The sequence below is a fragment of the Xanthobacter sediminis genome (assembly GCF_043195015.1).
GTDB lineage: Bacteria > Pseudomonadota > Alphaproteobacteria > Rhizobiales > Xanthobacteraceae > Xanthobacter.
This window is the reverse complement of record NZ_JBAFWH010000006.1, coordinates 185,606-205,874: the sequence shown is the minus strand read 5'-3', so window position 1 is coordinate 205,874 and position 20,269 is coordinate 185,606. Positions and strand designations below refer to the sequence as shown.

Sequence of the window (20,269 nt, the reverse complement as noted above, 5' to 3'; positions counted from 1 at the left end):
CCCAAATTACAATCATCGCGTGAAGCGCTTAATATGGGGCCCCGCCTCAGAAAGCCGGGCGCAAGACACCCAATGTGGTTGTATATTTGTCTTTTTCTGCAACTGTTATTAGATTTACCGAATTGTATAAATGTATATTATATCTCTTTTTCTGCAGAGGCGCCGCTATGAAGCGCGCGAATCTCTGGTTGCGACCTTGGTGGCGACGCCAGCTCATTCGAGGTGCATGCGTGGTTCGCGAGTGTTGCGAGGGCCTTTGTGAATGTCCAAGGTGACCATATGTATTCCGGTATACCGGGCCGGAGATTTTTTGCAGCAAACGTTGCTTCATCTCTTGCAGCAGACATATCGCGATATCCGCATCGAACTCGCGATCGAACCAACGGGCGGGGATGAGGCGCAAATATGCGAGCGATTTGCCGGCGATGGACGCGTTCACTACCGGGTCAATGACCGCGTCCTGGGGTGGGCTGAAAATATCGCGGCGATGCTGGGGCGGGTTTCAACCCCGTTCTTTCTCGTGCTGCCCCATGACGATTTCCTGCATCCCCGCTACGTGGAATGGTTGCTGCCAATTGTGGAGGCGGATCCGCGCGTGGTGACGGCCTTCGGGGATATCCAGTTCTTGAATGCCGGGCGGCCGCTCCGGCGCAGTCAAATTCTCCAGGAGGGGTCCGTCGCGGAGCGATTGGTTTCCTTTCTCGCAGCAGGAGGGGAGGCGCCGGCGTGGCGAGGGGTCACCCGCACCGAAGTTCTCGCCGCAGGGACTTTTCCCGTAGATGCATTCCAAGGGTTCCTGGTGGAGTGTGAGTGGGCGTTCCATCTGCTTACCCAGGGCGTCGCGCGTCGACTGCCGCAGACGCTATATTTCAAGCGCCTCCATGCGGATGGGCGGGTCACGGCCTCTGTCGCCCGAAACAGGGTGGACCTGTCGGTCCGGCGCGCGGGATTGGAGGACCACCGGCAGCGGCTGCGCCGTCGTGCTTCAGAGGCACTGCCTCTGTCACCGGAGCTGAAGCTCGTGGAGGCGGGCATTGATGCGCTCGCCGCGCTTCGCTTCCTGTCCGAGGACTTGGGGCCGGGGGATCACATCGAAGCGCAATTGTGCGGTGTTCTGGCAATCTGCGATGATCATCGGAAGGTCTCGGGCGCTAGCCGCATACGCGGCTTCGCACACGCAGTCTACGCTCACCTTTACGCCCGGAATCGGAAGGATCCGAGGGCGGCTCTGGCGGCGGCGGAGTGCGCCGTGGCGGCTGATCCCTGCAGTCCGCTGGCGCTTCATATATTGGCGCGGCAGCGTCTCGATGCCGGTGACGCCTTCGGGGCCCTGATGGCCAACGCCGCGCTCGGCGACATTGCACCCGGCTTCATGGGGAGTGACGCGCTCCAATCCGCAGCGGAGAGCGCATTTCAGCGAACATTGAGCGAGCCGGCGAAAGGAGTGCATCTGTGATTGCGATTATCGGGGCAGGTTTGCAGGGCGCGTGCCTGGCCCTGGAACTGGCGGCTCTGGGGCAGGCGGTCACGCTGATCGACGCCGCTCTCGAACCGATGAGCGAAGCCAGCCGATGGAACGAAGGCAAGCTGCACCTGGGTTTCGTGTATGCCAACGACCCCTCGCGGCGCAGCGCGGATGCCATGCTCCAAGCCTCTCTCGAATTCCTGCCCACTCTGGAACGCTTGCTGGGTCGAGACCTGTCGCATGTGGTGGCGCGCAATCGCTTCGTCTACGGCGTGCCGACGGATTCCCTGGTGACGGTGGCGCAGGTCGCCGCTCATTTCGAGGGCATTGCTCGGCGCCTTGCGGAGCATGGGGCGCGCTGGCCGCGGATATTCGGGGGATCTGCGTGGCTGCCTCCTGAGAGGGTGGCTGTCGACGGCATCTTTGACGGGGATCGCGTGGCGGCGGCATTCTCCACGCCTGAGATCGCAGTGGATACGCATGCTCTGGCCGATATGGTGGCGGCGCGGCTGCGCGAGGAGCCGCTGGTGCGGCTCGTGACGGGCGCGGAGGTCACGTCCGTGGCCCGGCAGGACGGCATGTTCCGCCTGGATTTCGCCGACGGAAGTTCCGAATCCGGGTTTCGGTCGGTCGTGAACGCGTCCTGGCGGTCGCTCATGCGGCTGGACGCCACTGTCGGCTGCCATGCCAGCCGCCCTTGGCTATATCGCTACAAGACAGCAATACATGTCCGCGGCTCCGCAGCGACCATCCCATCCTGCACATTCATCGTTGGGCCATATGGCGATATCGTCAATTTCGGCGATGGGCGATTCTACCTCTCCTGGTATCCGACCTGCCGCTTGGCCATGTCCGATCAAGCGGATCTGCCCCAAATGGCAGACTTGGATTCAGGGCGAGGGGCTGCGATAGCGACCGAGAGCTTGCAGGGGCTGGCAAAACTGATCCCAGGCGTCGCGAGCATCGCGCTCGATGAAGTGCCAAACGTGCATGGGGGCTGGATCTTCGCCTGGGGCGGCAGCGACATCACCGACCGTCGCAGCGAATTGCACCAGCGTCACGATGTCGGAGCGTTCGTCGACAGCGGCTACATCTCCGTCAACACAGGCAAATACTGTATGGCGCCCCTCAACGCTCTACGCCTGGCGCGGAGGATCAGGGTGTCTATCGGCGTTGGAAGGGGACCTCGGATCGGCGTCCAAGAAGGACCCCCCTTTGGCTTTTGATCGACGCTGCCGTTGTCGAACGGTACGGAGCCGTAGGCGGAGTGGCGTTCCACAACGGCCTTGGCGGGCTGAGGTCAGATCACGCAGCTCGGGATGAGGATGCACCTTGGCGTAGGCGATCGTGCGGTCGAGCAGCCAGGCGTTGAGTTCCTCATAGCTCTTCACCCGAAGCCGCGGGGTGAAGAAACGCTCGCGCGACCTGAGCTAACCTGGTTCTCGACCTGCCCCTTCTCCCAGCCCGACGCCGGCGTGCAGGCCACGGGATCAACGAGGTAATGTCCGCGCATCTGCAGGAAGCGTCGGTTATAGGCGCGCTCCTTGCCCCGGGGTCCCCGTCGTGCCAGCGCGATGGGGTTGGCCGACGAAGATCGTCTCCACCGCCGTCTTCATGTTGTCGTAGATACCGCGCGTGCAGGCGCCCTTGAAGAAGACGAACGCCCGGCCATGGGCGTCGAACACCATCTCCTGGCTCTCGCGGGGATAGGCCCGCACGAACATCATCCGGGAATGGCAGAGCCGAACGTGGGCAACCTTGACCGTCACTGTCGTCCCGTTGATCAGGACGATCTCGTGGCTCCAGTCGAACTGGTAGGCCTCGCCCGGATCGAAGCTCAGGGGTACGAAGGCCGCCGCTGATCGCGAGGCCTGGTCACATCGCCAGCCCTTGGCGTAGCGCCGCACGGCGTCATAGCCGCCCGCGTAGCCGAGGCCCCGCAACTCCTCGAAGATCCGGATCAGCGTCAGGCGCTCGCGAGCCTGACGGGTCTCGTTCCTCGACAGCATCCGATCAAGCTCGCCCTTCCAGGCGCCCAGCTTCGGCATCGGCTGCACCGAGCGCTCATACTCGAACACCGTCTCGTTCGAGCGCAGAACCTTGCGAACCACCTTCCGAGAGATCTTCAGCTCCCGGCAGATCGCTTTGATCGCCTTGCCCTGAACGAAATACGCGCGACGGATCTTCGCGATCATCTCCACTACAAGCATCCTAAACCTGGCCTCCGATCACATCGAAGGCACTGTGAACCCCTCCGTCAGAGGGGGCCCGTTTGGACGCCGATAACCCCTCAAACAGGGGCCTTATTCCACGCCGATTCACACCAGCCCGTCGCCACATCACCACCGCCGCCCCGTCACCAGGGCCGCCGTCGAAGCGGTTTCGAAGTGGCTGGGAGCGCGCGCTGGTGATGACGGGTACTCGCCCATATCTCCCGTCAAGATGACCGCCAGCGGCGCGCTATTGCGATTTCGTTTCGGCCGGAGATTCCCCGCGTGTCGGCGCCCCGATCGACAGAAACGCGGAACCGGTTCTGTAGCCCTGGTGATCGCCCCCGTGCGAGGGGCGTGTCGCCTCTCGCCGCCGCAGGCTGCTGGAAGCCCCTCGGGCGCCGTGCTTGCCCATCGTATCGAACCGGGTCGCGTTGGTCTCCCGGCCCTGCGGCGAGCGAAGGCCGCTCGCGGAAGAGAAGAACGTGTGCCGGCCTCACGCTGTTGGAGCAAGCGGCGTCTTCCAGATGTTCAGCACATTGGCGGTTGCCCGCAAAGCGCTTGGCGACTGCAAGCGCTTTGCGGTCGAATTATACGTCAAGTCATGAAGAGCGAATGGCCAGAATTCAGGAACGGCAAGCCGACCGGCCGCTTGCTGTCCGGTCAAGTGCCCGCGGAAATCGAAGAGATCGCTGGCATCATCGGCTTTGATCTCACGGCAAAGCTACTTCTGGAATTCGGCGGAAGCGCAATCTACGTCCCAAGGGACAGGCCACGCACCAATAGCGAGCTTGTCGAGCTTCTCGGGGTCGAGGCAGCCATTGAATTGGGGCGAGAAGTGGGTGGCTCCACTATCAAGCCACCGGTCGGAAACAAATTTATCGCCAGATACCTCCGTTCAAGGGGAATGAGCGCAAACAAAATTGCAAGAAAAATCAGAACATCAACCGTTACAGGCGAGATGTTGTTGAAGGAGGATCGCGGAACTCGATCTGCCGCGCGCGCGGATAGACTGGACAAAAGCGCGGACAGGCTGAAAGCATCGGCCAATCGCATGCGCAAGCGTGAACATCTCAGGTCGGCGATGGCTCAGGCCCCCAGAATCCCAGGGAAAACGCCGAAATGAGCCTTCCGATCCTTTCCGCCACCACGTGCCTTGCCCCGCGCTCGCGGGGCGACTTCCTCTCAGCCGAACGGGTGTGATAATGGGCGCTGAAGACACCGTCCTTCAGCCGGAGACGGGCCAGCCGGAGGCCCAGAACGCGTCTGCAAGCCGCTTTGCGGTGCGCATCATCAATGCCGGCACCTCGCTGAACAAGAACGTCTATCCCGACGCCGCGTTGCGTGCAGCGGTGCCGTTGTTCGACGGCGTGCGGGTGTTCGTGAAGTCCGATGCTGAGCACCTGAGCGGTGGCGGCAAGGACGTGCGCAACCTGATCGGCCGCATCGTCGAGCCGAAATACGCGCCGCCCGCTGCAGGACGGCCCGCCGGCATCAATGGCGTGATCGAGGTGATCGATCCCGCCGATCCTGTCGCGCGCGGCATGGCGGAAGCCGCCCGGCGCGGCATGAGCGACCTGTTCGGCTTATCCATCGATGCGGAGGCCGAGGGCCGGCGCCAGGGGCAGACCCGCGTCGTCACGCGTTTCATCAAGGTCAGGTCCGTCGATGTCATCGTCGATCCCGGAGCGGGTGGCGCGGTCATCGGCGTCACAGAAGCTTTTGGAGGTGTTTACATGTCCCATCTCTCCCCCCTTGCAGATCGGCCGCCGCATCGAACGGTGCCATCTGTCCAATGTTTCGAAAGATCGTCTCATCCGTGAACTGGAAGAGGCGGAGGAGGACAAGTCGGCCCGCATGCTCGACGCCTTCTTCGATCCCGAAGACGGCACGGTGCGCTCCATCCGGGAGTGCTACGTGACCATCATCGGTGACAAGGAGGTGACCGGGCGCCCGGCGCGTGCGAACCGGTTCACCGAAGCTCTGAACAGCACCGCTTTCCCCGAAGTGCTGGGCGACGCCATGCAGCGGCGCATGCTGGCGGACTACCGCAATCCGGGCATCTATGACGTGTGGCGCGACCTTGCCAACATCGTGCCGGTGGGGGACTTCCGCGAGCAGAACCGCGTGCGCTACGGCGGATATGGCGATCTGCCCATCGTGGCCGAAGCCGGCCCCTACGCACCGGTGGACAGCCCCACCGACGAAAAGGCCGCCTACAAGGTGGCGAAGCGCGGCGGCACCGAGACCGTGACGCTGGAAATGATCAAGAACGACGACGTGGGCGCCGTCACCCAGGTGCCCATCCGCATGTCCCGCGCCGCCAAGCGCACCTTGTCGAAGTTCGTGCTCGACTTCCTGCGCCTCAACACGGCGATTTATGACGGCAAGGCCCTGTTCCACACCGATCACGGCAACCTTGGCAGCGCGGCCCTCGCGGCGCCAGCGATCGCGGCGGCGCGCATCGCCATGAAGGCGCAGAAGGAGAAGGACAGCGCCGAGCCGCTGGGCATTCCCCCGCGCTTCCTTTGGGTTCCTGACGCTCTGGAACAGACGGCCTTCGACCTGTTCCGCCTTGGCACCAACAACGAGGCGAACTTCATCCAGTCGCTTCAGTGGCAGATTCGGCCGGTGTGGTACTGGGCCGACACAAATGATTGGTGCCTCCCCGCTGACAAAGGCGATATTCCGTCTGTGGAGATCGGTTTTCTCCACGGGAAGGAAGAGCCGGAAATCTTCATCCAAGACAACAAGAATGCCGGCTCGCTCTTCACCAATGACGTGATCACCTACAAGATTCGCCACATCTACGGCGGAACGGTCACGGATTTCCGGGACCTCTACAAAGCGGTGGTGGCATGATGGTCGCACCCGTCGATCCCGTGGCGGACAAGGCCGCCACCGTTGCCCGCACGCTCTTCGGCCTGCTGCTTGGCCTGGACCTGAAACAGGCGGAAGAGGCGGTGGAGGATGCGCGCAAGATCGCCTGGATTTGCCATTTCAGCGGCAATTCCTGGGAGACGCTCGAGGCCTGTTATGCGCGCTCCCCTCAGGCGTCCGCCGTGGCGACTGGCCTGATCGGGCACAGGCTACTGGATGCTGAAGCCATCCTTCAGGAACTGCGTTCGCGCTCTATGTGAGTGCCTACGGAGCGCTGCCGCACACGCGTTTCGGGGCGAAGATGCAAGCGGCACTCGCGGAAGAGGAACAGCCGGCAGGCGGACAGGCCCGGCATTGACGGTTTGCCCTGCGGCCGCACCAAGAGGGCCGGCGGCAGCGTCTGCGCCGCCGCGTTGAGCCCTGCGCGGGGCGGCTTGTGCAGAGCCGCCCCGCGTTCTGGTGGCACACAGCGCTATCTTGTCCCGATGTGCAAGAAGGAGGAGACGATGCAAGGGAAAAAGCCGAAAGCAGCGCCTGCGGCCAAACAGCGAAAGGGCGGGGTTGCAAAGACGCCGCCGGTCACCTCGGTGGAGGGACTGCCGGTGGTGACCATCCCGGCCGATCATTACGCCGAGCTGCTCGAATGCCAGCGCACATGCGCGGCGCTCGGGGCGCGCGCCGCGCGTTTCGCGGTCCGCTCGCGCTCGCCAATCGAGAATGATCCTGGGGTCGCCGCCTTTCTGCGTGAGCGATTCGGTAAGGCGTCCCTTGTCACAATTCTGGCGGAATGTTTGGGGCACTTCGGTGGGCGTCGGACGCCGTCGCGCGCGGCTGCGCATCGCTATTGGCAGCGCCTGCGGACCGCGCCGCCTGCAATCGAAGAGGATGCGGATGGCTAGTGATGAACATGCGCCGCCGTCCCCCGCCGGGGCCGGCAGAGCCATGATGACAATCCTGGCATCGGAATACGCCGATCTTCTGGCGCGTCGACCGCGGGAACAGGCGCGAACCAAAACGAATCCGGCGCGAACCTGGGACATCCCACCAAGCTCGCCCCTCGCGACGGACCCCGAAGTCATCGCCTTCTTCTCGGAACGAATCGGCACCGACGTGTTGGACCTGCTCAAGGCGTGCCGACACCGCTTCGGCGCCTCCCGCACGCCATCGCGCACGGCGGTCTACTACTTGTGGAAGCGCCTGCGGGGGCAGGACCGCCATCAAGCATCTTCCCCTGCGCGAGGGGCCAAGTAAAAGCCTATCCCGCGAGGATCGGTCTAATCCTGGATAAAACGACACGGAAAGCCAGGAAACGACAGAGAGAGATAACGTAACCAGCGCGCTCCAGCGGCAAGGCGCGATGGCGCTTTCAGCGCCAAAGCCTGAGGCGCCTCAGCGCACCTTGTAGGTCTTCACCGCCTCGTAGAGGGAGTGGCCGGCGCTCATGAAGGCGTGCATCTCGGCTTCGGTCCTGATGAGCGCGCGGGATTTTTCGGCCACGTCCAGCGCCACCTCCGGTGGCACCACGATGACCCCGTCACCGTCGCCGACGATGATGTCGCCGGGGCGGATGTAGACGCCCGCGCAATGCACCGGGCCGTTCTTCACGGTGGTGGCGAAGCGGTGCTGGCCGGCGCGCACGGCGCTGCCCTGCGCGAACACCGTCAGGCCGAAATCCTCCATTTCGTCGCGATCGCGGATGGCCCCGTCGGTGACGACGCCCACCGCGCCGGCGAGCCGCGCCCGGTGAGCCATGTTGCCGCCCCAGTTGGCATGGCTGGCGATGCCCTGGGTGGCGATGACGATCACCGTGCCTGGCGTTGACCCGTCGATCACCTCCTGGATGGCGAAGCCGTGGTCGGGCGCCATTTCCGCCTGTCCGGCGTTCGCGGCCAGCGGCGTGCGCCCGATGGTGCGGGCACGCCCGAGGATGCGCCGGCCCGCCAGAAGCCGCACCTTGGGGTCGAGGGCGGTGTCCTTCAGGCCGAGGCCGAGCATGGCGTCGGAAATGGTGGCGGCCTGGAAGCCGGCGAGGGCGGCGAGCAGCGGGTCGCCGAAATCGGCGAGCGGGGACAAGGACATGGAAACCTCTTTCCGGGGCGTGTCAGGCGAGGGTGCCGAGCTTGCCGGGGTTCATGATGCCGTTGGGATCGATGCTGGCCTTCAAGGTCCGCATCAGCTTCAAGGCGGGGCCGTGCTCGGCGCGCAGGAACCTGAGCTTGCCGAGGCCCACGCCGTGTTCTCCGCTGGCGGTGCCGCCGCTCGCGAGCGCCCGCTCCACCACGCCGGCGGCAAGGCGCTCGGCCTCGCGGATTTCCTCTTCCACGCCGGGCATCACGAGGTAGCTGACATGGAAATTGCCGTCGCCCACGTGGCCGTTGATCTTGGCCCGGAGGAAGGAGGCGTCGGCATCGGCGCGGGCGGCGAGGATGTTGTCGGCGAGGGCGGAGATAGGCACGCAGGCATCGGTGGCGAAGGTGGCGCTGCCGGGCCGCAGGGCGCGGGTGGCGGGGTTGGAATCGTGCCGCGCCTTCCACAGCCGCTCGCGCTCCTCCGGCCGGGTGGCCCATTGGAAGCCCTCGCCGCCGAAATCGCGCGCCAGCCCCTCGACGAGGCCCGCCTGCTCCGCGATGCCCGCCTCGGTGCCGTGGAACTCGATGAACAGGGTGGGCGCCACCTTGAGGCTGAGCTTGGAGTAATTGTTCGCGGCCTCGATGGCCACCTCGTCCAGGAACTCGATGCGCGCCACCGGCACCCCCGACTGCATGGTGGCGATGACCGCATCCACCGCGCCCTTCACGGTCGCGAAGGTGCACACCGCCGAGGAGATGGCCTGCGGGATGGGATGGAGGCGCACCGTCACCTCGGTGATGATGCCGAGGGTGCCTTCCGCCCCCACGAACATCTTGGTGAGGTCGTAGCCGGTGGAGGACTTGCGGGCGCGGCTGCCGGTGCGGATCACCTCGCCGTCGGGCAGCACCACCTCCAGCGCCAGCACGTTCTCGCGCATGGTGCCGTAGCGCACCGCGTTGGTGCCGGAAGCGCGGGTGGAGGCCATGCCGCCGATGGAGGCATCGGCGCCCGGGTCCACCGGGAAGCTGAGCCCGCTGTCCCTGAGGTAGGCGTTGAGCTGCTTGCGGGTCACGCCCGGCTGCACCACCGCGTCGAAATCCTCAGGATGCACGGCCAGCACCGTGTTCATGGCCGAGAGGTCGATGGAGACGCCGCCCTTCACGGCATGGGTCTGCCCCTCGATGGAGGTGCCGGTGCCGAACGGGATCACCGGCGTGCCGCGGGCATTGCACAGGGCCAGCGCCCGGCTGACCTCGGCGGTGGACTGGGCGAAGAACACCGCATCCGGCAGCATGGCCGGCAAATAGGAGAGATCGTCCCCGTGGAGCCGGCGGGCGGATTCGGACCGGGTGACCCGCGATCCGAACAGGGCCTCCAGCTCGCCGATGGTGGTGTCGATGGCGCGCGTCATGTCCGTCTGCCTGCCGCCCGGCTCAGAGCCGGAACGACAGCCCCTTCTTTTCCATGAGGGCGTTGAGGTTCAGCATCTCCCACGTGGTGTTGCCTTCCAGCAGCGCCGCGCGGAAGCGGATCTCCTTCTGCTCCCGCTCCGTGCAGGCACGGGCGGTTTCCACGATCAGCGCCTTGGGCACGATCACCACGCCGTCGTCGTCGCCGATGACGAGGTCTCCGGGCGAGACCAGCTCGCCGCCCACCACCACCGGCGTATTGATGGCGCCCAGCGTCTCCTTCACCGCGCCCTTGATGGAGATGGCGCGGGCGAACACGGGAAAGCCCATGGCCTCGATCTCCGCGGCATCGCGCACGCCGCCGTCCACCACCAGGCCGGCGAGGCCCCGGCCCTTGGCGCAGCTCGCCATCACGTCGCCGAACAGTCCCTGCTCGGTGAAGCCGGCGGCCGCGGCCACCAGCACGTCGCCGGGCTGCGCGAGCTTCAGCGCCGCATGCAGGGTCAGGTTGTCGCCCGGCGGGCAGGAGCAGGTGAAGGCGGTGCCCAGCACCTTCATGCCGGAGCGGATCGGCTTGATGGCGGAATCGAGCGCGCCCTTGCGGCCCATGGCCTCGTGCGCGGTGGCCGCGGTGACGCCGGTGTAGGCGGAAAGGATGTCGAAGGTCTCGGTGCTCATGGTGAAATCCTTAGCGAAGTGCTGTCAGCGGGTGACGTTGGCCACGCCCCATACGTAATTCTTGCGCGGGAATTCCTCCCAATACTGGCGCATGTCCTTGTGGGGGAAATCCTTGTAGGGCCGCCTGCGGAGCGCCTCGACATCGATATCCACCCCGAGCCCCGGCGCGGTGGGCAGGTCCACCCAGCCCGCGCTCATGGAAAGCCCCGGCGCGGCGATCTCGGCGCAGGCGTCCGAGAGGTTGATGAAGCACTCGGCGATGAGGAAGTTCGGGATCAGCGCCGAAAGGTGCACCGTGGCGGCGAGGCCGACGATGGGGCTGTTGTAGTTGTGCGGGCTGATGGCCACCGCATGCGGGTGGGCCATGGCGGCGATGTCGAGCATCTGCAGGATGCCGCCGACCGCGCACACATCCGGGTTCAGGATGTCGGCGGCGCGCTTCTCGAACACCTGGGCGAACTGCTCCTTGGTGTAGAGCGTCTCGCCCGTCACCACGGGGGTCGAGATGGCCCGGCGCACCTCGGCCACGAGATCGATGTTGTCGGAGAGGCAGGGCTCCTCGTAGCAGAAGATGTCGAATTCCTCGAGCCGGCGCGCCACCCGCGCGGCGTGGTGCGGCGCCACCCGGCGGTGGGCGTCGATGAGCAGGTCCACGTCCGGGCCGAGCGCCTCGCGCATGGCGCGCACGTTCTCGACCGCATAATCCTCCTCGGCGCGGCTGATGAAGGTCCGCCACGGGCCGGGAAAGGGGTCCCACTTCAGGGCGGTGAAGCCCATGGCCTTCACCTGCAGCGCCTTTTCCACCGTCTGCTCGATGTTGGTGACGCCGTACCACCAGCCGTTGGCATAGATGCGCACCTGCTCGCGGCAGGGCCCGCCGAGCAGGTTGTAGACCGGCTGGCCGGCCGCCTTGCCCACGAGGTCCCACAGGGCGATCTCGATGGCGCTCCAGGCGCACAGGAAGTCCACCGAGGTGCGGCGGATGGCGAAGTCGTCGAACATCACCTGCGCCATGTGGCGGATGGTGAAGGCGCTGCGGCCCACGAGGTAGGGGGCCATGGCCTCCACGTACTTCTGGACGATCTTCTCCTTCTTCACCCCCACATAGGCCTCGCCCCAGCCATGGAGGCCGGTGTCCGTCTCGATGCGCACGAACAGGAGGTTCTTGCCGCTGCCGGGGTGGAACAGGAAGGTTTCGATCCGTTCGATCTTCATGGCGCTCGTCTCGGGTGTTCTTCCGGCGCGCGTCGGGGGGCGCCGGGTGCGGAAGTCAGGGGATGAGCAGGGTCTGGCCGGTGGTGGCGCGGCCTTCGAGGGCGCGGTGGGCGTCCGCCGCATCCCTGAGGGCGAAGGTGCGGCCCACCTGGGCGCGCACGATGCCGGAGCGCACGGCCTGGAACAGACTGGCGGAGATCGCCTCCAGCCGGCCGCGATCCCTGAGGAACGGGAACAGGGACGGCCGCGAGAGCGTGATGCACTTCGGCGCCAGGGTCGCGATGTTCACCGGCGGCACGGGCCCGGAGGCGTTGCCGAAGCTCGCGATCGCGCCGAACGGCGCCACCGCCTCCAGGGAAGCGGCGAAGGTGGCGGCGCCCACCCCATCATAGACGCAGGCGCAGCCCCGCCCTTCGGTGATCTCGGCGACCCGCGCGGCGATGTCTTCCCGCGTCGTAACGACGACGTGCCGCGCGCCGGCCGCCGCGGCCTCCTCCGCCTTGGCGGCGGTGGAGACGGTGCCGATCACCGTGAGGCCGAGCGCGGCGCCCCACGCGCACAGGATCTGCCCCACGCCACCGGCGGCGGCATGCACCAGCACCGTGTCGCCAGCCGTGGGATGGGTCATGCGGTGCAGCAGCACCTCGGCCGTCATGCCCTTCAGCAGCAGCGCGGCGGCGGCCTCGTCGCTGATGTCGTCGGGCAGCTTCACCAGCAGGCCGGCATCGAGAACGCGCCGCTCCGCATAGGCGCCCGGCGCGGGCGAGACATAGGCGACACGGTCACCGGGCGCGAGGCCGCCGACGCCCGGGCCCACCGCCTCCACCACGCCGGCCGCCTCCATGCCGGGGGAAACCGGCAGCGCGCCGAGCGCGTAGAGGCCGGTGCGCACGTAGATGTCGATGAAATTGAGGCCGATGGCGCTGTGCCGCACCAGGGCCATGCCGGGGCCGGGCGGGGGCACCGCGACCTCGGCCCATTCCAGCACTTCCGGGCCGCCGGTGGCGCGGATCAGGATGGCGTTGCTCATGGTGTCTCCCCTGCCGCTCAGAAGTCCACCGCCACGCCCTTGGCGGCGAGGACGGCGCTGAGGTTGTTGAGTTCCCACGGCGTCTTGCCGCCCCTGAGCGCGGCGATGAGGGCCGCCTCCCTGGCGGCGCGGGCCTGGCAGGCCTCCAGCACCGCGGCGGCGCGCTCGGCCGCGACCACCACCACGCCGTCCGCGTCGCCGATCACGAGGTCGCCGGGCCGCACCTCCACCCCGCCGAGGGTCACCGGCGTGTTGATGGGGCCGAGCACCTCCTTCACGGTGCCCTTCATGCAGACGTTGCCCGCGAACACGGGCAGGCCCACCTCGATGATGGTGCTCCGGTCGCGCACGCCGCCGTCGGTGACGAGGCCGGCAAGGCCGCGCCCCCTGGCGCAGCTCGCCATCACATCCCCGAACATGCCCTGCTCGGTGGCGCCCTGGGCGTCGCAGACCAGCACGTCGCCGGGCTGCGCCATCTTCAGCGCGGCATGCAGCGTCAGGTTGTCGCCCGGCTCGCACACGCAGGTGAAGGCGGGGCCGGCGATCCGCATGTCATGGGACAGCGGCTTAATGTTCGACTGCAGCGCCCCGATGCGGCCCTGAGAATCGAACACCAGGGCCGAACCGAAGGCGAGCAGCCGGGCGGCGATATCCTTCAGGTCCTGGGCTGCGGGGGTGAGATGGGCTTGGGCCATGGGAGGCTCCTGTTGTCCTGGCGGTTATCTTGCCTGTTGTCTTGCCGGCGCGTTCAGGCGGCGCCAGTTGCGGACGCGGCGTGGGAAGGCGGCGCCAACGCGGCGTCGAGCGCATGGAGCGCATCCCCGAGCGTCGGCGGCTGGCGACCGCCGAGCGCGGTTGCCACGTCGGTCGCGGCGGTCTGCTCCATCACGGCGATGATGGCCTCGGTCATCAGCGGGGAAAGGCCGGCGGCGCGCGCCAGATCGCGCGACATGCGCACCTCGTCGGCCCGCCGCGCGGCGTGCACAACGTGGGATTTCAAGAGCATGGCGGCGGTGTCGCGGGCCGGGCGGGCGTCCAGGAAGGCGCAGAAGGTGTCGAGCACGGCATCGGTGACACCGGCCCGCTCGGCGACCAGCAGCGCCTCCACGTAGAGCGCCTCCAGCCCCTTGGCCAGGATGGAGCGCACCAGCTTGATGCCGGCCGCCGCGCCGATGCCGCCCGCCACCGGCGTGATGTCCATGCCCAGGGCGCCGAAGCGCATCCGGAACGCTTCCGCCCCGTCTCCAGACGCCAGGATCGGCACGCGATGGCCCGAGGTGGGCGCGGAGCCGATGATGGCGCCGTCCACGAACCGCGCGCCGCAAGCCTCGACGATGGCGGCGCTCTCGCGCTTCGCCTGCGGGGCGGCGGAGGAAAGGTCGACGTAGAGCGCGCCGGCGGCAAGATGGGGCGCCGCCATCCGCGCGGCGTCAACGCTTGCCGCCGGCTGCACCAGGGCGAGCACGTGGCATGCCCCCGCGAGGCCGGCCGGAGAGGCGAGCAGCCGCACGCCGGCGGCTGCGGCGCGCTCCTCCAGCAGCGGGCGGCGCGGACCGCCTTCGATCGCGACGTCGTAGGCGCTCATGCCGCCCACACCGGCGCCGCGCAGGCCGGAAGCGATATGCGAAGCCGCCTCGCCGAAGCCGACGAAGGCGAGGCCGAGGTCCGGGTTCTCGCCCGAGGAGGCCATCACCATTTCTCCGGGGCGATGATGGCCGCGCTGTCCTCCGCCGAGGCGCCGCTGGAGAGGGCTTTGATGAGCACGCTCTCGCGTTCCGCCACCTCCTCGGCGCGCTTCACCACCTCCTCCGCGAGGTCGAGGGGCACGACGATGATGCCGTCGCTGTCGCCCAGCACCAGGTCTCCGGGGCGCACCTGCACGCCGGCAATGTCCACGGTGCCGTTGAACTCGATCAGCTCCATGCGATGTTTGCCGGTGCGCGGGGTGGCGCCGCGCGCCCACACCGGCAGGCCCATGCGCCGCATGTTCTCGGTGTCGCGCACGCAGCCGTCCACCACCACGCCGGCGAAGCCGTGGCTGGCCACGGCGGTGGCCATGATGCCGCCGATGTTGGAGGCGCCGGGCACCGCGCTGCCGTCGATGACCATCACGTCGCCGGGCTGCGAGAGCGTGACCTCATCGAGGGCGCCGAGCTTGGGAGAGGTGCCGTTGGCCACGTTGTAGCCGGCATTGCGCCGGGCCGGTCCGTGCTTCACCGTCACCGCCGGTCCCACCATGCGCTGGCCGGGCGCGATGGGGGCGAGGAGCGTGGTCGGAATGGCCGTGTCCACGCCGTGCGCATCCAGGATATCGGCGATGGACGAGGTGAGATCCGGCAGCGCGCGATAGCGGGCGATAAGGCGCGCCTCCGGCCGCGGAAAGGCAACGGCGCGGATGCGCTCGGCCGGGATGAGGCCGAGCAGCCTGCCCTCATAGGCCTTGAGTTGCTCGCGGATGTCCGTGTCTTGGGTGCTCATTTTATTCTCGTCCGGTCGCCACCTGTCGTGAACGACTTTCATCGCGCGGCGAATTCTTTCGAAACGCGAGAAACATGAAAGGGAATTATTTTCGCGCAGCCCGATCGTCTTTCCGCATGCGCTACGTCCCGGGCGCACGGGGCGCGGTCATGGTCGTGGATAGGCGAAGCTGCAGTGCTCGCGCGCCAGATCGGCGATCTGGAGCGCGATGAAGTCCTCCCGGTAGACCGCCGCGTATTCCAGCGGGGGGATGACGAGATTGGTCTGCAGCACGGAGAGCGATCCCGCGCCGAAGCCATGGAAATAGTCCCGTGGCAGGAACGACACCCCGAGCCCCGCGCGGGCCAGCTCGGCCAGGGCGATCATGCTGGAGCAGGTGATCGTGTGCTTCGGGGAAAAGCCGCGCTCGTTCAGCGCCTTGGTGATGGTCTGGTGCAGCAGCGAGCCTTCCGCGAAGGTGAGCAGCGGCATGGCGGCGATGTCACCAGCCGTCAGCAGGCCGCGCCGGCCGGACGCCAGCTCGGGTGCGCACATCCAGGCCGATTCCAGGGCGCTGAGGCGCAGGCTGGGAAAGGCGGCCGCCTCCTCCACATGGACCGCCGGGCACAGGGCGAGGTCCAGCTTGTAGGCGCCGAGCTTCTTCAAGAGGTTCTGTGTGAGATCGACGCTGGTGGACAGCACGATGTCCGGATAGAGCGCCCGGATGGAGCGGATGAGCTGCGGCAGCCAGGTGAGCGCCACCATCTCGGTGACGCCGAGGCGGAAGTGGCCGGAATAGCTGGTGTCGATGCCCGCCTTCTGGAGAATGTTCTGCCGCAGGCGCAGCATGGCCGAGAAATCCCCCAGCAGCTCGCGGCCGCGCAGGGTGAGCTGGGTGCCGTTGCTGGCGCGGTCGAACAGGGGGATGCCGAGGCTTCCCTCCAGCTCCTGCACCCGCTTGGAGATGGTGGATTGGGTGGTGTTGAGCCGCTCGGCCGCCGCGTGAAAGCTGCCGAGCTTCTCCACCCAGTGCACCGCCTCGATCTGTTTGAGCGTGACCATGATGCGTTCCGCCGCCCCGCTCAGCCCTGCAGGCCCCAGCGCCGCACGGTGACGGCCTCCAGGGTGCGGAAGATGATGCCCTCCACCGCGAGGCCGATGAGGATGACCGTGAACAGGCCGGCGAAGACGTTTGCGGTCTCCAGCGCGTTGCGGTTCTGGAAGATGTACCAGCCCAGGCCCGCCGAATTGCCGGCGACGCCGAACACCAGCTCGGCCGCGATCAGGGTGCGCCAGGCGAACGCCCAGCCGATCTTCAGGCCGGACAGGATGGAGGGGAAGGCCGCCGGAATGAGGATGAAGGCCACGAAGCCGATGCGCCCCAGCTCGTAGTTGCGCCCCACCATGCGCTGGGTCTGGCTGACCGACTGGAAGCCCGTGAGGGTGTTGAGCGACACCGCCCACAGCACCGAGTGGACGATGACGAACACGAGGCTCTCGACCCCGAGCCCGAACCAGAGCAGCGCCAGCGGCAGGATGGCGATGGCCGGCAGCGGATTGAACATGGCGGTCATGGTGGCGAGCGCATCGGTGCCGAAGCGCGTGGTGATGGCGAAGGTGGTGAGCACCGCCGCCAGCACCACCGCGACGCCGTAGCCCAGCAGCAGCACCTTCATGGTGCCGGCCACCGCCAGCACCAGCTCGCCGGAGCGCACGCCCGTCCACCACGCCGCCAGGGTATCGGTGAAGGAGGGGAACATCAGCGGATTGGAGGCGTAGCGGGCGTAAGCCTCCCACGCGACCGCCAGCACCAGGAGCACCAGGGCGCGCCGCAGGGCGGTGGTGTCGGCAAGGCGCCGCCACAGGCCGATCCGGTGGGAAATGTCGCCGATCTCGCCCGCCGGGGCGAGCGGACGGGTGATGTCGGCGCGCTCGGGCAGCTCGAAGGCGTCGGAGGGGCCGGACAGGGCGCTCTCAGCCATGGGCGGTGTCCTTCGCCGTGTCCTGCGTGCCGAACAGCATGCTGTTGATCTTCCTAGTGAAAGCCACGAACTCGTCGCTGCCGGAATGGGCGTGGCCGAAGCGGGTGGCATCGAGCTCGGCGATGATCTGGCCGGGATGCGGGGTCATCACCACGATGCGGTTGGCGAGAACGATCGCCTCCTCGATGGAGTGGGTGACGAACACCAGCGAGAAGCGCACCTCCTGCCACAGGTCCAGCAGCTCCTGCTGCATGCGCCGGCGCGTGAGGGCGTCGAGGGCGGCGAAGGGCTCGTCCATCAGCAGCACCTTCGGCTCCATGGCGAGGGCGCGGGCGATGGCGACGCGCTGCTTCATGCCGCCGGAAAGCGTGTGGGGGAAAGCATCCGCGAACTTGCCGAGCCCGACCTTCTCGACCGCCTGCCGCGCGCGGTCGCGCCATTCGGCGCGCGGGAAGCGGCGGGTGGAGCGCATGGGGAAGACCACGTTCTCGAGCACCGTGTACCAAGGCAGGAGCTGGTCGAACTCCTGGAACACGAACATGCGGTCGGCACCCGGCCCCTTCACCCTGCGCCCGTTCAGCCGGATCTCGCCTTCCACCGGGTCGAGGAAGCCGCCGATGCTCTTCAGCAGCGTGGACTTGCCGCAGCCCGAGGGGCCGAGGAGCACGAAGCGGTCGTGCTCCAGCATGTCGAACGAGACCCGGTGGGTCGCGGTGACGATGCGCTCGCGCGTGGCGTATTGCAGCGTCACGCCATCCACCTCCAGCAGCAGCGGCTGCTGGGGCAGGGGGGTGGCGGTCGCCAGGGTGTGGGCCAGTGGCCGGGTCATGTTCATGGCGGGCGCGCTCGGTTGGGGCACGGCCGGCGTCAGCTACCGGCGCCGGTGTTGATGGGGGGGAAGAACACGTCCTGCCAGCGGGCCGGAGCCTGGGGCAGCTGGCCGAGGCTCACCATGAAATTGGCGGTCTCGATCACGCCGTTGGGCGTGAGGGCGTATTCATCCACGTTGTTGCGGATCACCTCGATCTTCTGCGCGTCGGTGAGGCTGGAGGGCTCGGCGGCGAAGTAGATGCGCGCGGTCTCCTCCGGATTGGCCGGAATGAAGCGGTTGCCTTCATCCAGGGCAGCGAGGAACGCCTTGATGGCCTTGGGATTGTCGCGCACGGTGGCGGCAAGGCCGGCCACCACGCCATTGCTCATGCCCGGCGGGTTGAACTCCTGCGAGGTGCCGATGACGTGCACATTGGGCGCGCGCGCCAGGATCTCCGCATAGGGCGAGGTCGCGAAATAGACCTGCACCGTATTGCCCGTGGTCAGCGCGGCGACGGCGTCGGGGTGCGGCAGGGACACGAGCTGGCGGTCGAAGCGCTTGGCTTCCCCCGGACCGAACAGCTTCGCCGCCGCGCGGCGCAGCACGAGGGCCTGCGAGGAATTGGGGCCGGGCACCGCGATCTTGTCCGTCGGGCGGATGTCCGACACCGAGCGGATCGCCGGATCATTGGCGAAGATGGTGTAGGTGCCCTTCCAGTAGCCGCTGATGCCGCCCATGTCGTAAGTGCCGCGGCTCTTATTGTAGCCGATCAGCAGCGGGAGCATGCCCAGGGCCGCGATGTGAATGGTGTTGCTCAGCAAGCCTTCGGTGAGGGCGGTGGGGCCGCTGAGCCGCTTCAGCTCGAAGCTCACGTCCGCGCCCTCGGCTTCCGCATGCTTCTTGAACAGGCCCCGGCTCTCCGCCACCAGGAACCCGAGGTAGGGCAGCCCGAACTGCACGCCCAGCACCAGGGTCTTCGCCTGGGCACGCGCCACGTGGGGCATGAAGGGCGTCGCCGCGGCGGCGGCGAGAAGGGCGAGGCCCCGGCGGCGGGTGATGAGCGTCATCTGGACTCTGTCCTCGGATCTGTCTTTCGCCGGAAGGCGATCAGCCCGCCGTGCCCACCCCGCATGAGCGCTTGGCTTCAACAGCAGCTGGCTTCATCGGGGATGCACGGACCAATTCACAAAATTCATCTAATCTATCGAATAACTTTTATAGTTTGTCCATCTGCTTTAAAAACAAAAATTTTACGTGATTTAGGGCGCGCTAAGTCCCCAGAAAGCGATGGAAGGCGCGCGGCGGCCGCCCGGCGGCCCCCGCGCATCCCGCCGAAGCGGCTATTCCTCGAAGGCGGGATCGACGGGTACCCGGTACCCGTTGACGAGGCGGTTGGTCTCATTCGCCATGCCCACCACCGCGACGAGCTCCGCGAACTGGGCGTCGCTCATGCCGGCCTTGGCGGCGGCGGCGCTGTGGCTGGCGATGCAGTAGCCGCAGCCGTTGGTGATGCTGACCGCGACGTAGATCAGCTCCTTCATCAGGGGTGTGAGGGCGCCGGGCGCCATCACCTGCTTCAGGCTCGCCCAGGTCCGCTCGAGGGTTGCCGGGTCGTTGGCCAGATACTTCCAGAAGTTGTTCACATCGCTCAGGTTCCGGGTCTTCATGATATCGTCGAAGACCGCCTTCACGGCATCCGGCGCATCGGAATAGGCGACCGGTTTCGGCTTCGCCATGGCCTCGTTTCTCCTTCCGCGTTCGGCAGTCCGGCGCCTTGGGCGATGGACTGCCCTCCACGGGTGGGATGGTGCCCGACACACGGGCCGCCGTCTCCCGCGGCGATCGCGGGGCACCCCGCGCAGCTCCAGCGAAATCTGCCACGGCGCACCGATCGAAAAGAGCGAATTAATTTTATCTATATCGATCGATAAATGGAATTTACGGGCGGTGCATGCCTGAGCCCCGGCCTGGCCGGTGGCGGCTAAGCAGCTGCCTCATCCGCCATTCTCCGGCTGGGGCGGGGCCGCCGCGCGCTGGTGGGCGGTGAATGGCGATGTCCAGC

General features: G+C 66.9%; 21 protein-coding genes and 1 pseudogene. 8 read left to right on the top strand and 14 right to left on the bottom strand.

The window, feature by feature from the left end; translation table 11 throughout:
- Positions 1 to 262: 262 nt before the first annotated feature.
- Both V5F61_RS10455 and V5F61_RS10450 read left to right on the top strand, forming a co-directional pair.
- Positions 263 to 1,456, top strand: coding sequence for a glycosyltransferase (locus V5F61_RS10455; protein ID WP_393988366.1), 1,194 nt, complete (start codon positions 263 to 265; stop codon positions 1,454 to 1,456).
- Positions 1,453 to 2,691 carry an FAD-dependent oxidoreductase gene (locus V5F61_RS10450; RefSeq protein ID WP_393988365.1) on the top strand — a complete coding sequence of 413 codons (1,239 nt, stop codon included), beginning with the start codon at positions 1,453 to 1,455 and terminating at the stop codon, positions 2,689 to 2,691. The genes V5F61_RS10455 and V5F61_RS10450 overlap by 4 nt, the downstream gene beginning before the upstream one ends.
- Before the next feature lie 72 nt (positions 2,692 to 2,763).
- On the opposite strand, the pseudogene istA reads toward V5F61_RS10450, so the two are convergent.
- Positions 2,764 to 3,675, bottom strand: a pseudogene (istA, locus tag V5F61_RS10445) (IS21 family transposase); the annotation flags it as partial.
- Between the two features lie 604 nt (positions 3,676 to 4,279).
- On the opposite strand from istA, the gene V5F61_RS10440 reads away from it, so the two are divergent.
- From V5F61_RS10440 to V5F61_RS10415, 6 genes are all read left to right on the top strand, one after another.
- A complete protein-coding gene (locus V5F61_RS10440) occupies positions 4,280 to 4,801 on the top strand; it encodes a hypothetical protein (RefSeq protein WP_393988364.1) in 522 nt (173 codons plus the stop codon).
- Positions 4,802 to 4,880: 79 nt separating this feature from the next.
- On the top strand, positions 4,881 to 5,498 hold the full coding sequence (locus tag V5F61_RS10435) for a hypothetical protein (RefSeq protein ID WP_393988363.1): 618 nt from the start codon (positions 4,881 to 4,883) through the stop codon (positions 5,496 to 5,498).
- A gap of 34 nt (positions 5,499 to 5,532) precedes the next feature.
- On the top strand, positions 5,533 to 6,537 hold the full coding sequence (locus tag V5F61_RS10430) for a phage major capsid protein (RefSeq protein WP_393988362.1): 1,005 nt from the start codon (positions 5,533 to 5,535) through the stop codon (positions 6,535 to 6,537).
- Entirely contained in the window at positions 6,534 to 6,815 is a 282-nt protein-coding gene (locus V5F61_RS10425; RefSeq protein WP_393988361.1) for a hypothetical protein, read from the top strand. The genes V5F61_RS10430 and V5F61_RS10425 overlap by 4 nt, the downstream gene beginning before the upstream one ends.
- Before the next feature lie 246 nt (positions 6,816 to 7,061).
- Positions 7,062 to 7,454, top strand: a complete 393-nt coding sequence (locus V5F61_RS10420) for a hypothetical protein (protein ID WP_393988360.1) — start codon at positions 7,062 to 7,064, stop codon at positions 7,452 to 7,454.
- 43 nt (positions 7,455 to 7,497) lie between these two features.
- Positions 7,498 to 7,806, top strand: a complete 309-nt coding sequence (locus V5F61_RS10415) for a hypothetical protein (protein WP_393988359.1) — start codon at positions 7,498 to 7,500, stop codon at positions 7,804 to 7,806.
- Between the two features lie 138 nt (positions 7,807 to 7,944).
- Here V5F61_RS10415 and V5F61_RS10410 read toward each other — a convergent pair whose 3' ends face one another.
- From V5F61_RS10410 to V5F61_RS10350, 13 genes are all read right to left on the bottom strand, one after another.
- On the bottom strand, positions 7,945 to 8,634 hold the full coding sequence (locus V5F61_RS10410; protein WP_393988358.1) for an RraA family protein: 690 nt from the start codon (positions 8,632 to 8,634) through the stop codon (positions 7,945 to 7,947).
- Between the two features lie 22 nt (positions 8,635 to 8,656).
- Positions 8,657 to 10,036 (bottom strand): FAD-binding oxidoreductase, encoded by a 1,380-nt coding sequence (locus V5F61_RS10405; RefSeq protein WP_393988357.1) that lies wholly within the window; start codon positions 10,034 to 10,036, stop codon positions 8,657 to 8,659.
- 22 nt (positions 10,037 to 10,058) lie between these two features.
- Positions 10,059 to 10,712 carry a 4-carboxy-4-hydroxy-2-oxoadipate aldolase/oxaloacetate decarboxylase gene (locus V5F61_RS10400; RefSeq protein WP_393988356.1) on the bottom strand — a complete coding sequence of 218 codons (654 nt, stop codon included), beginning with the start codon at positions 10,710 to 10,712 and terminating at the stop codon, positions 10,059 to 10,061.
- A gap of 24 nt (positions 10,713 to 10,736) precedes the next feature.
- Entirely contained in the window at positions 10,737 to 11,927 is a 1,191-nt protein-coding gene (locus V5F61_RS10395) for a mandelate racemase/muconate lactonizing enzyme family protein (RefSeq protein WP_393988355.1), read from the bottom strand.
- Between the two features lie 55 nt (positions 11,928 to 11,982).
- Complete coding sequence (locus V5F61_RS10390; RefSeq protein ID WP_393988354.1) at positions 11,983 to 12,957, bottom strand: quinone oxidoreductase family protein; 975 nt, start codon at positions 12,955 to 12,957, stop codon at positions 11,983 to 11,985.
- 17 nt (positions 12,958 to 12,974) lie between these two features.
- Positions 12,975 to 13,652: a 4-carboxy-4-hydroxy-2-oxoadipate aldolase/oxaloacetate decarboxylase gene (locus V5F61_RS10385; protein ID WP_393988353.1), complete on the bottom strand. Its 678-nt coding sequence runs from the start codon at positions 13,650 to 13,652 to the stop codon at positions 12,975 to 12,977.
- A 53-nt stretch (positions 13,653 to 13,705) separates the two neighbouring features.
- Complete coding sequence (locus tag V5F61_RS10380; RefSeq protein ID WP_393988352.1) at positions 13,706 to 14,647, bottom strand: DUF1932 domain-containing protein; 942 nt, start codon at positions 14,645 to 14,647, stop codon at positions 13,706 to 13,708.
- The gene (locus tag V5F61_RS10375) at positions 14,647 to 15,435 is read right to left on the bottom strand and encodes an RraA family protein (protein ID WP_393988351.1); all 789 of its coding nucleotides are present in this window, start codon (positions 15,433 to 15,435) and stop codon (positions 14,647 to 14,649) included. The genes V5F61_RS10380 and V5F61_RS10375 overlap by 1 nt, the downstream gene beginning before the upstream one ends.
- A gap of 147 nt (positions 15,436 to 15,582) precedes the next feature.
- The gene (locus V5F61_RS10370) at positions 15,583 to 16,476 is read right to left on the bottom strand and encodes a LysR family transcriptional regulator (protein ID WP_393988350.1); all 894 of its coding nucleotides are present in this window, start codon (positions 16,474 to 16,476) and stop codon (positions 15,583 to 15,585) included.
- 20 nt (positions 16,477 to 16,496) lie between these two features.
- On the bottom strand, positions 16,497 to 17,396 hold the full coding sequence (locus tag V5F61_RS10365; RefSeq protein WP_393988349.1) for an ABC transporter permease: 900 nt from the start codon (positions 17,394 to 17,396) through the stop codon (positions 16,497 to 16,499).
- Complete coding sequence (locus V5F61_RS10360) at positions 17,389 to 18,225, bottom strand: ABC transporter ATP-binding protein (protein WP_393988414.1); 837 nt, start codon at positions 18,223 to 18,225, stop codon at positions 17,389 to 17,391. The genes V5F61_RS10365 and V5F61_RS10360 overlap by 8 nt, the downstream gene beginning before the upstream one ends.
- Positions 18,226 to 18,263: 38 nt before the next feature.
- A complete protein-coding gene (locus V5F61_RS10355; RefSeq protein ID WP_393988348.1) occupies positions 18,264 to 19,274 on the bottom strand; it encodes an ABC transporter substrate-binding protein in 1,011 nt (336 codons plus the stop codon).
- A gap of 273 nt (positions 19,275 to 19,547) precedes the next feature.
- Positions 19,548 to 19,943, bottom strand: a complete 396-nt coding sequence (locus V5F61_RS10350) for a carboxymuconolactone decarboxylase family protein (protein ID WP_393988347.1) — start codon at positions 19,941 to 19,943, stop codon at positions 19,548 to 19,550.
- Positions 19,944 to 20,269 lie beyond the last annotated feature (326 nt).

What these genes read in the sequence shown, in the direction of transcription:
- V5F61_RS10425 (WP_393988361.1), top strand. Translation starts at nt 6,534, where the DNA reads ATGATGGTCGCACCCGTCGATCCCGTGGCGGACAAGGCCGCCACCGTT.
- V5F61_RS10390 (WP_393988354.1), bottom strand. Translation starts at nt 12,957, where the DNA reads ATGAGCAACGCCATCCTGATCCGCGCCACCGGCGGCCCGGAAGTGCTG.
- V5F61_RS10365 (WP_393988349.1), bottom strand. Translation starts at nt 17,396, where the DNA reads ATGGCTGAGAGCGCCCTGTCCGGCCCCTCCGACGCCTTCGAGCTGCCC.
- V5F61_RS10350 (WP_393988347.1), bottom strand. Translation starts at nt 19,943, where the DNA reads ATGGCGAAGCCGAAACCGGTCGCCTATTCCGATGCGCCGGATGCCGTG.
- V5F61_RS10455 (WP_393988366.1), top strand. Translation starts at nt 263, where the DNA reads ATGTCCAAGGTGACCATATGTATTCCGGTATACCGGGCCGGAGATTTT.
- V5F61_RS10430 (WP_393988362.1), top strand. Translation starts at nt 5,533, where the DNA reads ATGCTCGACGCCTTCTTCGATCCCGAAGACGGCACGGTGCGCTCCATC.
- V5F61_RS10420 (WP_393988360.1), top strand. Translation starts at nt 7,062, where the DNA reads ATGCAAGGGAAAAAGCCGAAAGCAGCGCCTGCGGCCAAACAGCGAAAG.
- V5F61_RS10435 (WP_393988363.1), top strand. Translation starts at nt 4,881, where the DNA reads ATGGGCGCTGAAGACACCGTCCTTCAGCCGGAGACGGGCCAGCCGGAG.
- V5F61_RS10380 (WP_393988352.1), bottom strand. Translation starts at nt 14,647, where the DNA reads ATGGCCTCCTCGGGCGAGAACCCGGACCTCGGCCTCGCCTTCGTCGGC.
- V5F61_RS10375 (WP_393988351.1), bottom strand. Translation starts at nt 15,435, where the DNA reads ATGAGCACCCAAGACACGGACATCCGCGAGCAACTCAAGGCCTATGAG.
- V5F61_RS10410 (WP_393988358.1), bottom strand. Translation starts at nt 8,634, where the DNA reads ATGTCCTTGTCCCCGCTCGCCGATTTCGGCGACCCGCTGCTCGCCGCC.
- V5F61_RS10370 (WP_393988350.1), bottom strand. Translation starts at nt 16,476, where the DNA reads ATGGTCACGCTCAAACAGATCGAGGCGGTGCACTGGGTGGAGAAGCTC.
- V5F61_RS10355 (WP_393988348.1), bottom strand. Translation starts at nt 19,274, where the DNA reads ATGACGCTCATCACCCGCCGCCGGGGCCTCGCCCTTCTCGCCGCCGCC.
- V5F61_RS10405 (WP_393988357.1), bottom strand. Translation starts at nt 10,036, where the DNA reads ATGACGCGCGCCATCGACACCACCATCGGCGAGCTGGAGGCCCTGTTC.
- V5F61_RS10395 (WP_393988355.1), bottom strand. Translation starts at nt 11,927, where the DNA reads ATGAAGATCGAACGGATCGAAACCTTCCTGTTCCACCCCGGCAGCGGC.
- V5F61_RS10385 (WP_393988353.1), bottom strand. Translation starts at nt 13,652, where the DNA reads ATGGCCCAAGCCCATCTCACCCCCGCAGCCCAGGACCTGAAGGATATC.
- V5F61_RS10400 (WP_393988356.1), bottom strand. Translation starts at nt 10,712, where the DNA reads ATGAGCACCGAGACCTTCGACATCCTTTCCGCCTACACCGGCGTCACC.
- V5F61_RS10415 (WP_393988359.1), top strand. Translation starts at nt 7,498, where the DNA reads ATGATGACAATCCTGGCATCGGAATACGCCGATCTTCTGGCGCGTCGA.
- V5F61_RS10440 (WP_393988364.1), top strand. Translation starts at nt 4,280, where the DNA reads ATGAAGAGCGAATGGCCAGAATTCAGGAACGGCAAGCCGACCGGCCGC.
- V5F61_RS10360 (WP_393988414.1), bottom strand. Translation starts at nt 18,225, where the DNA reads ATGACCCGGCCACTGGCCCACACCCTGGCGACCGCCACCCCCCTGCCC.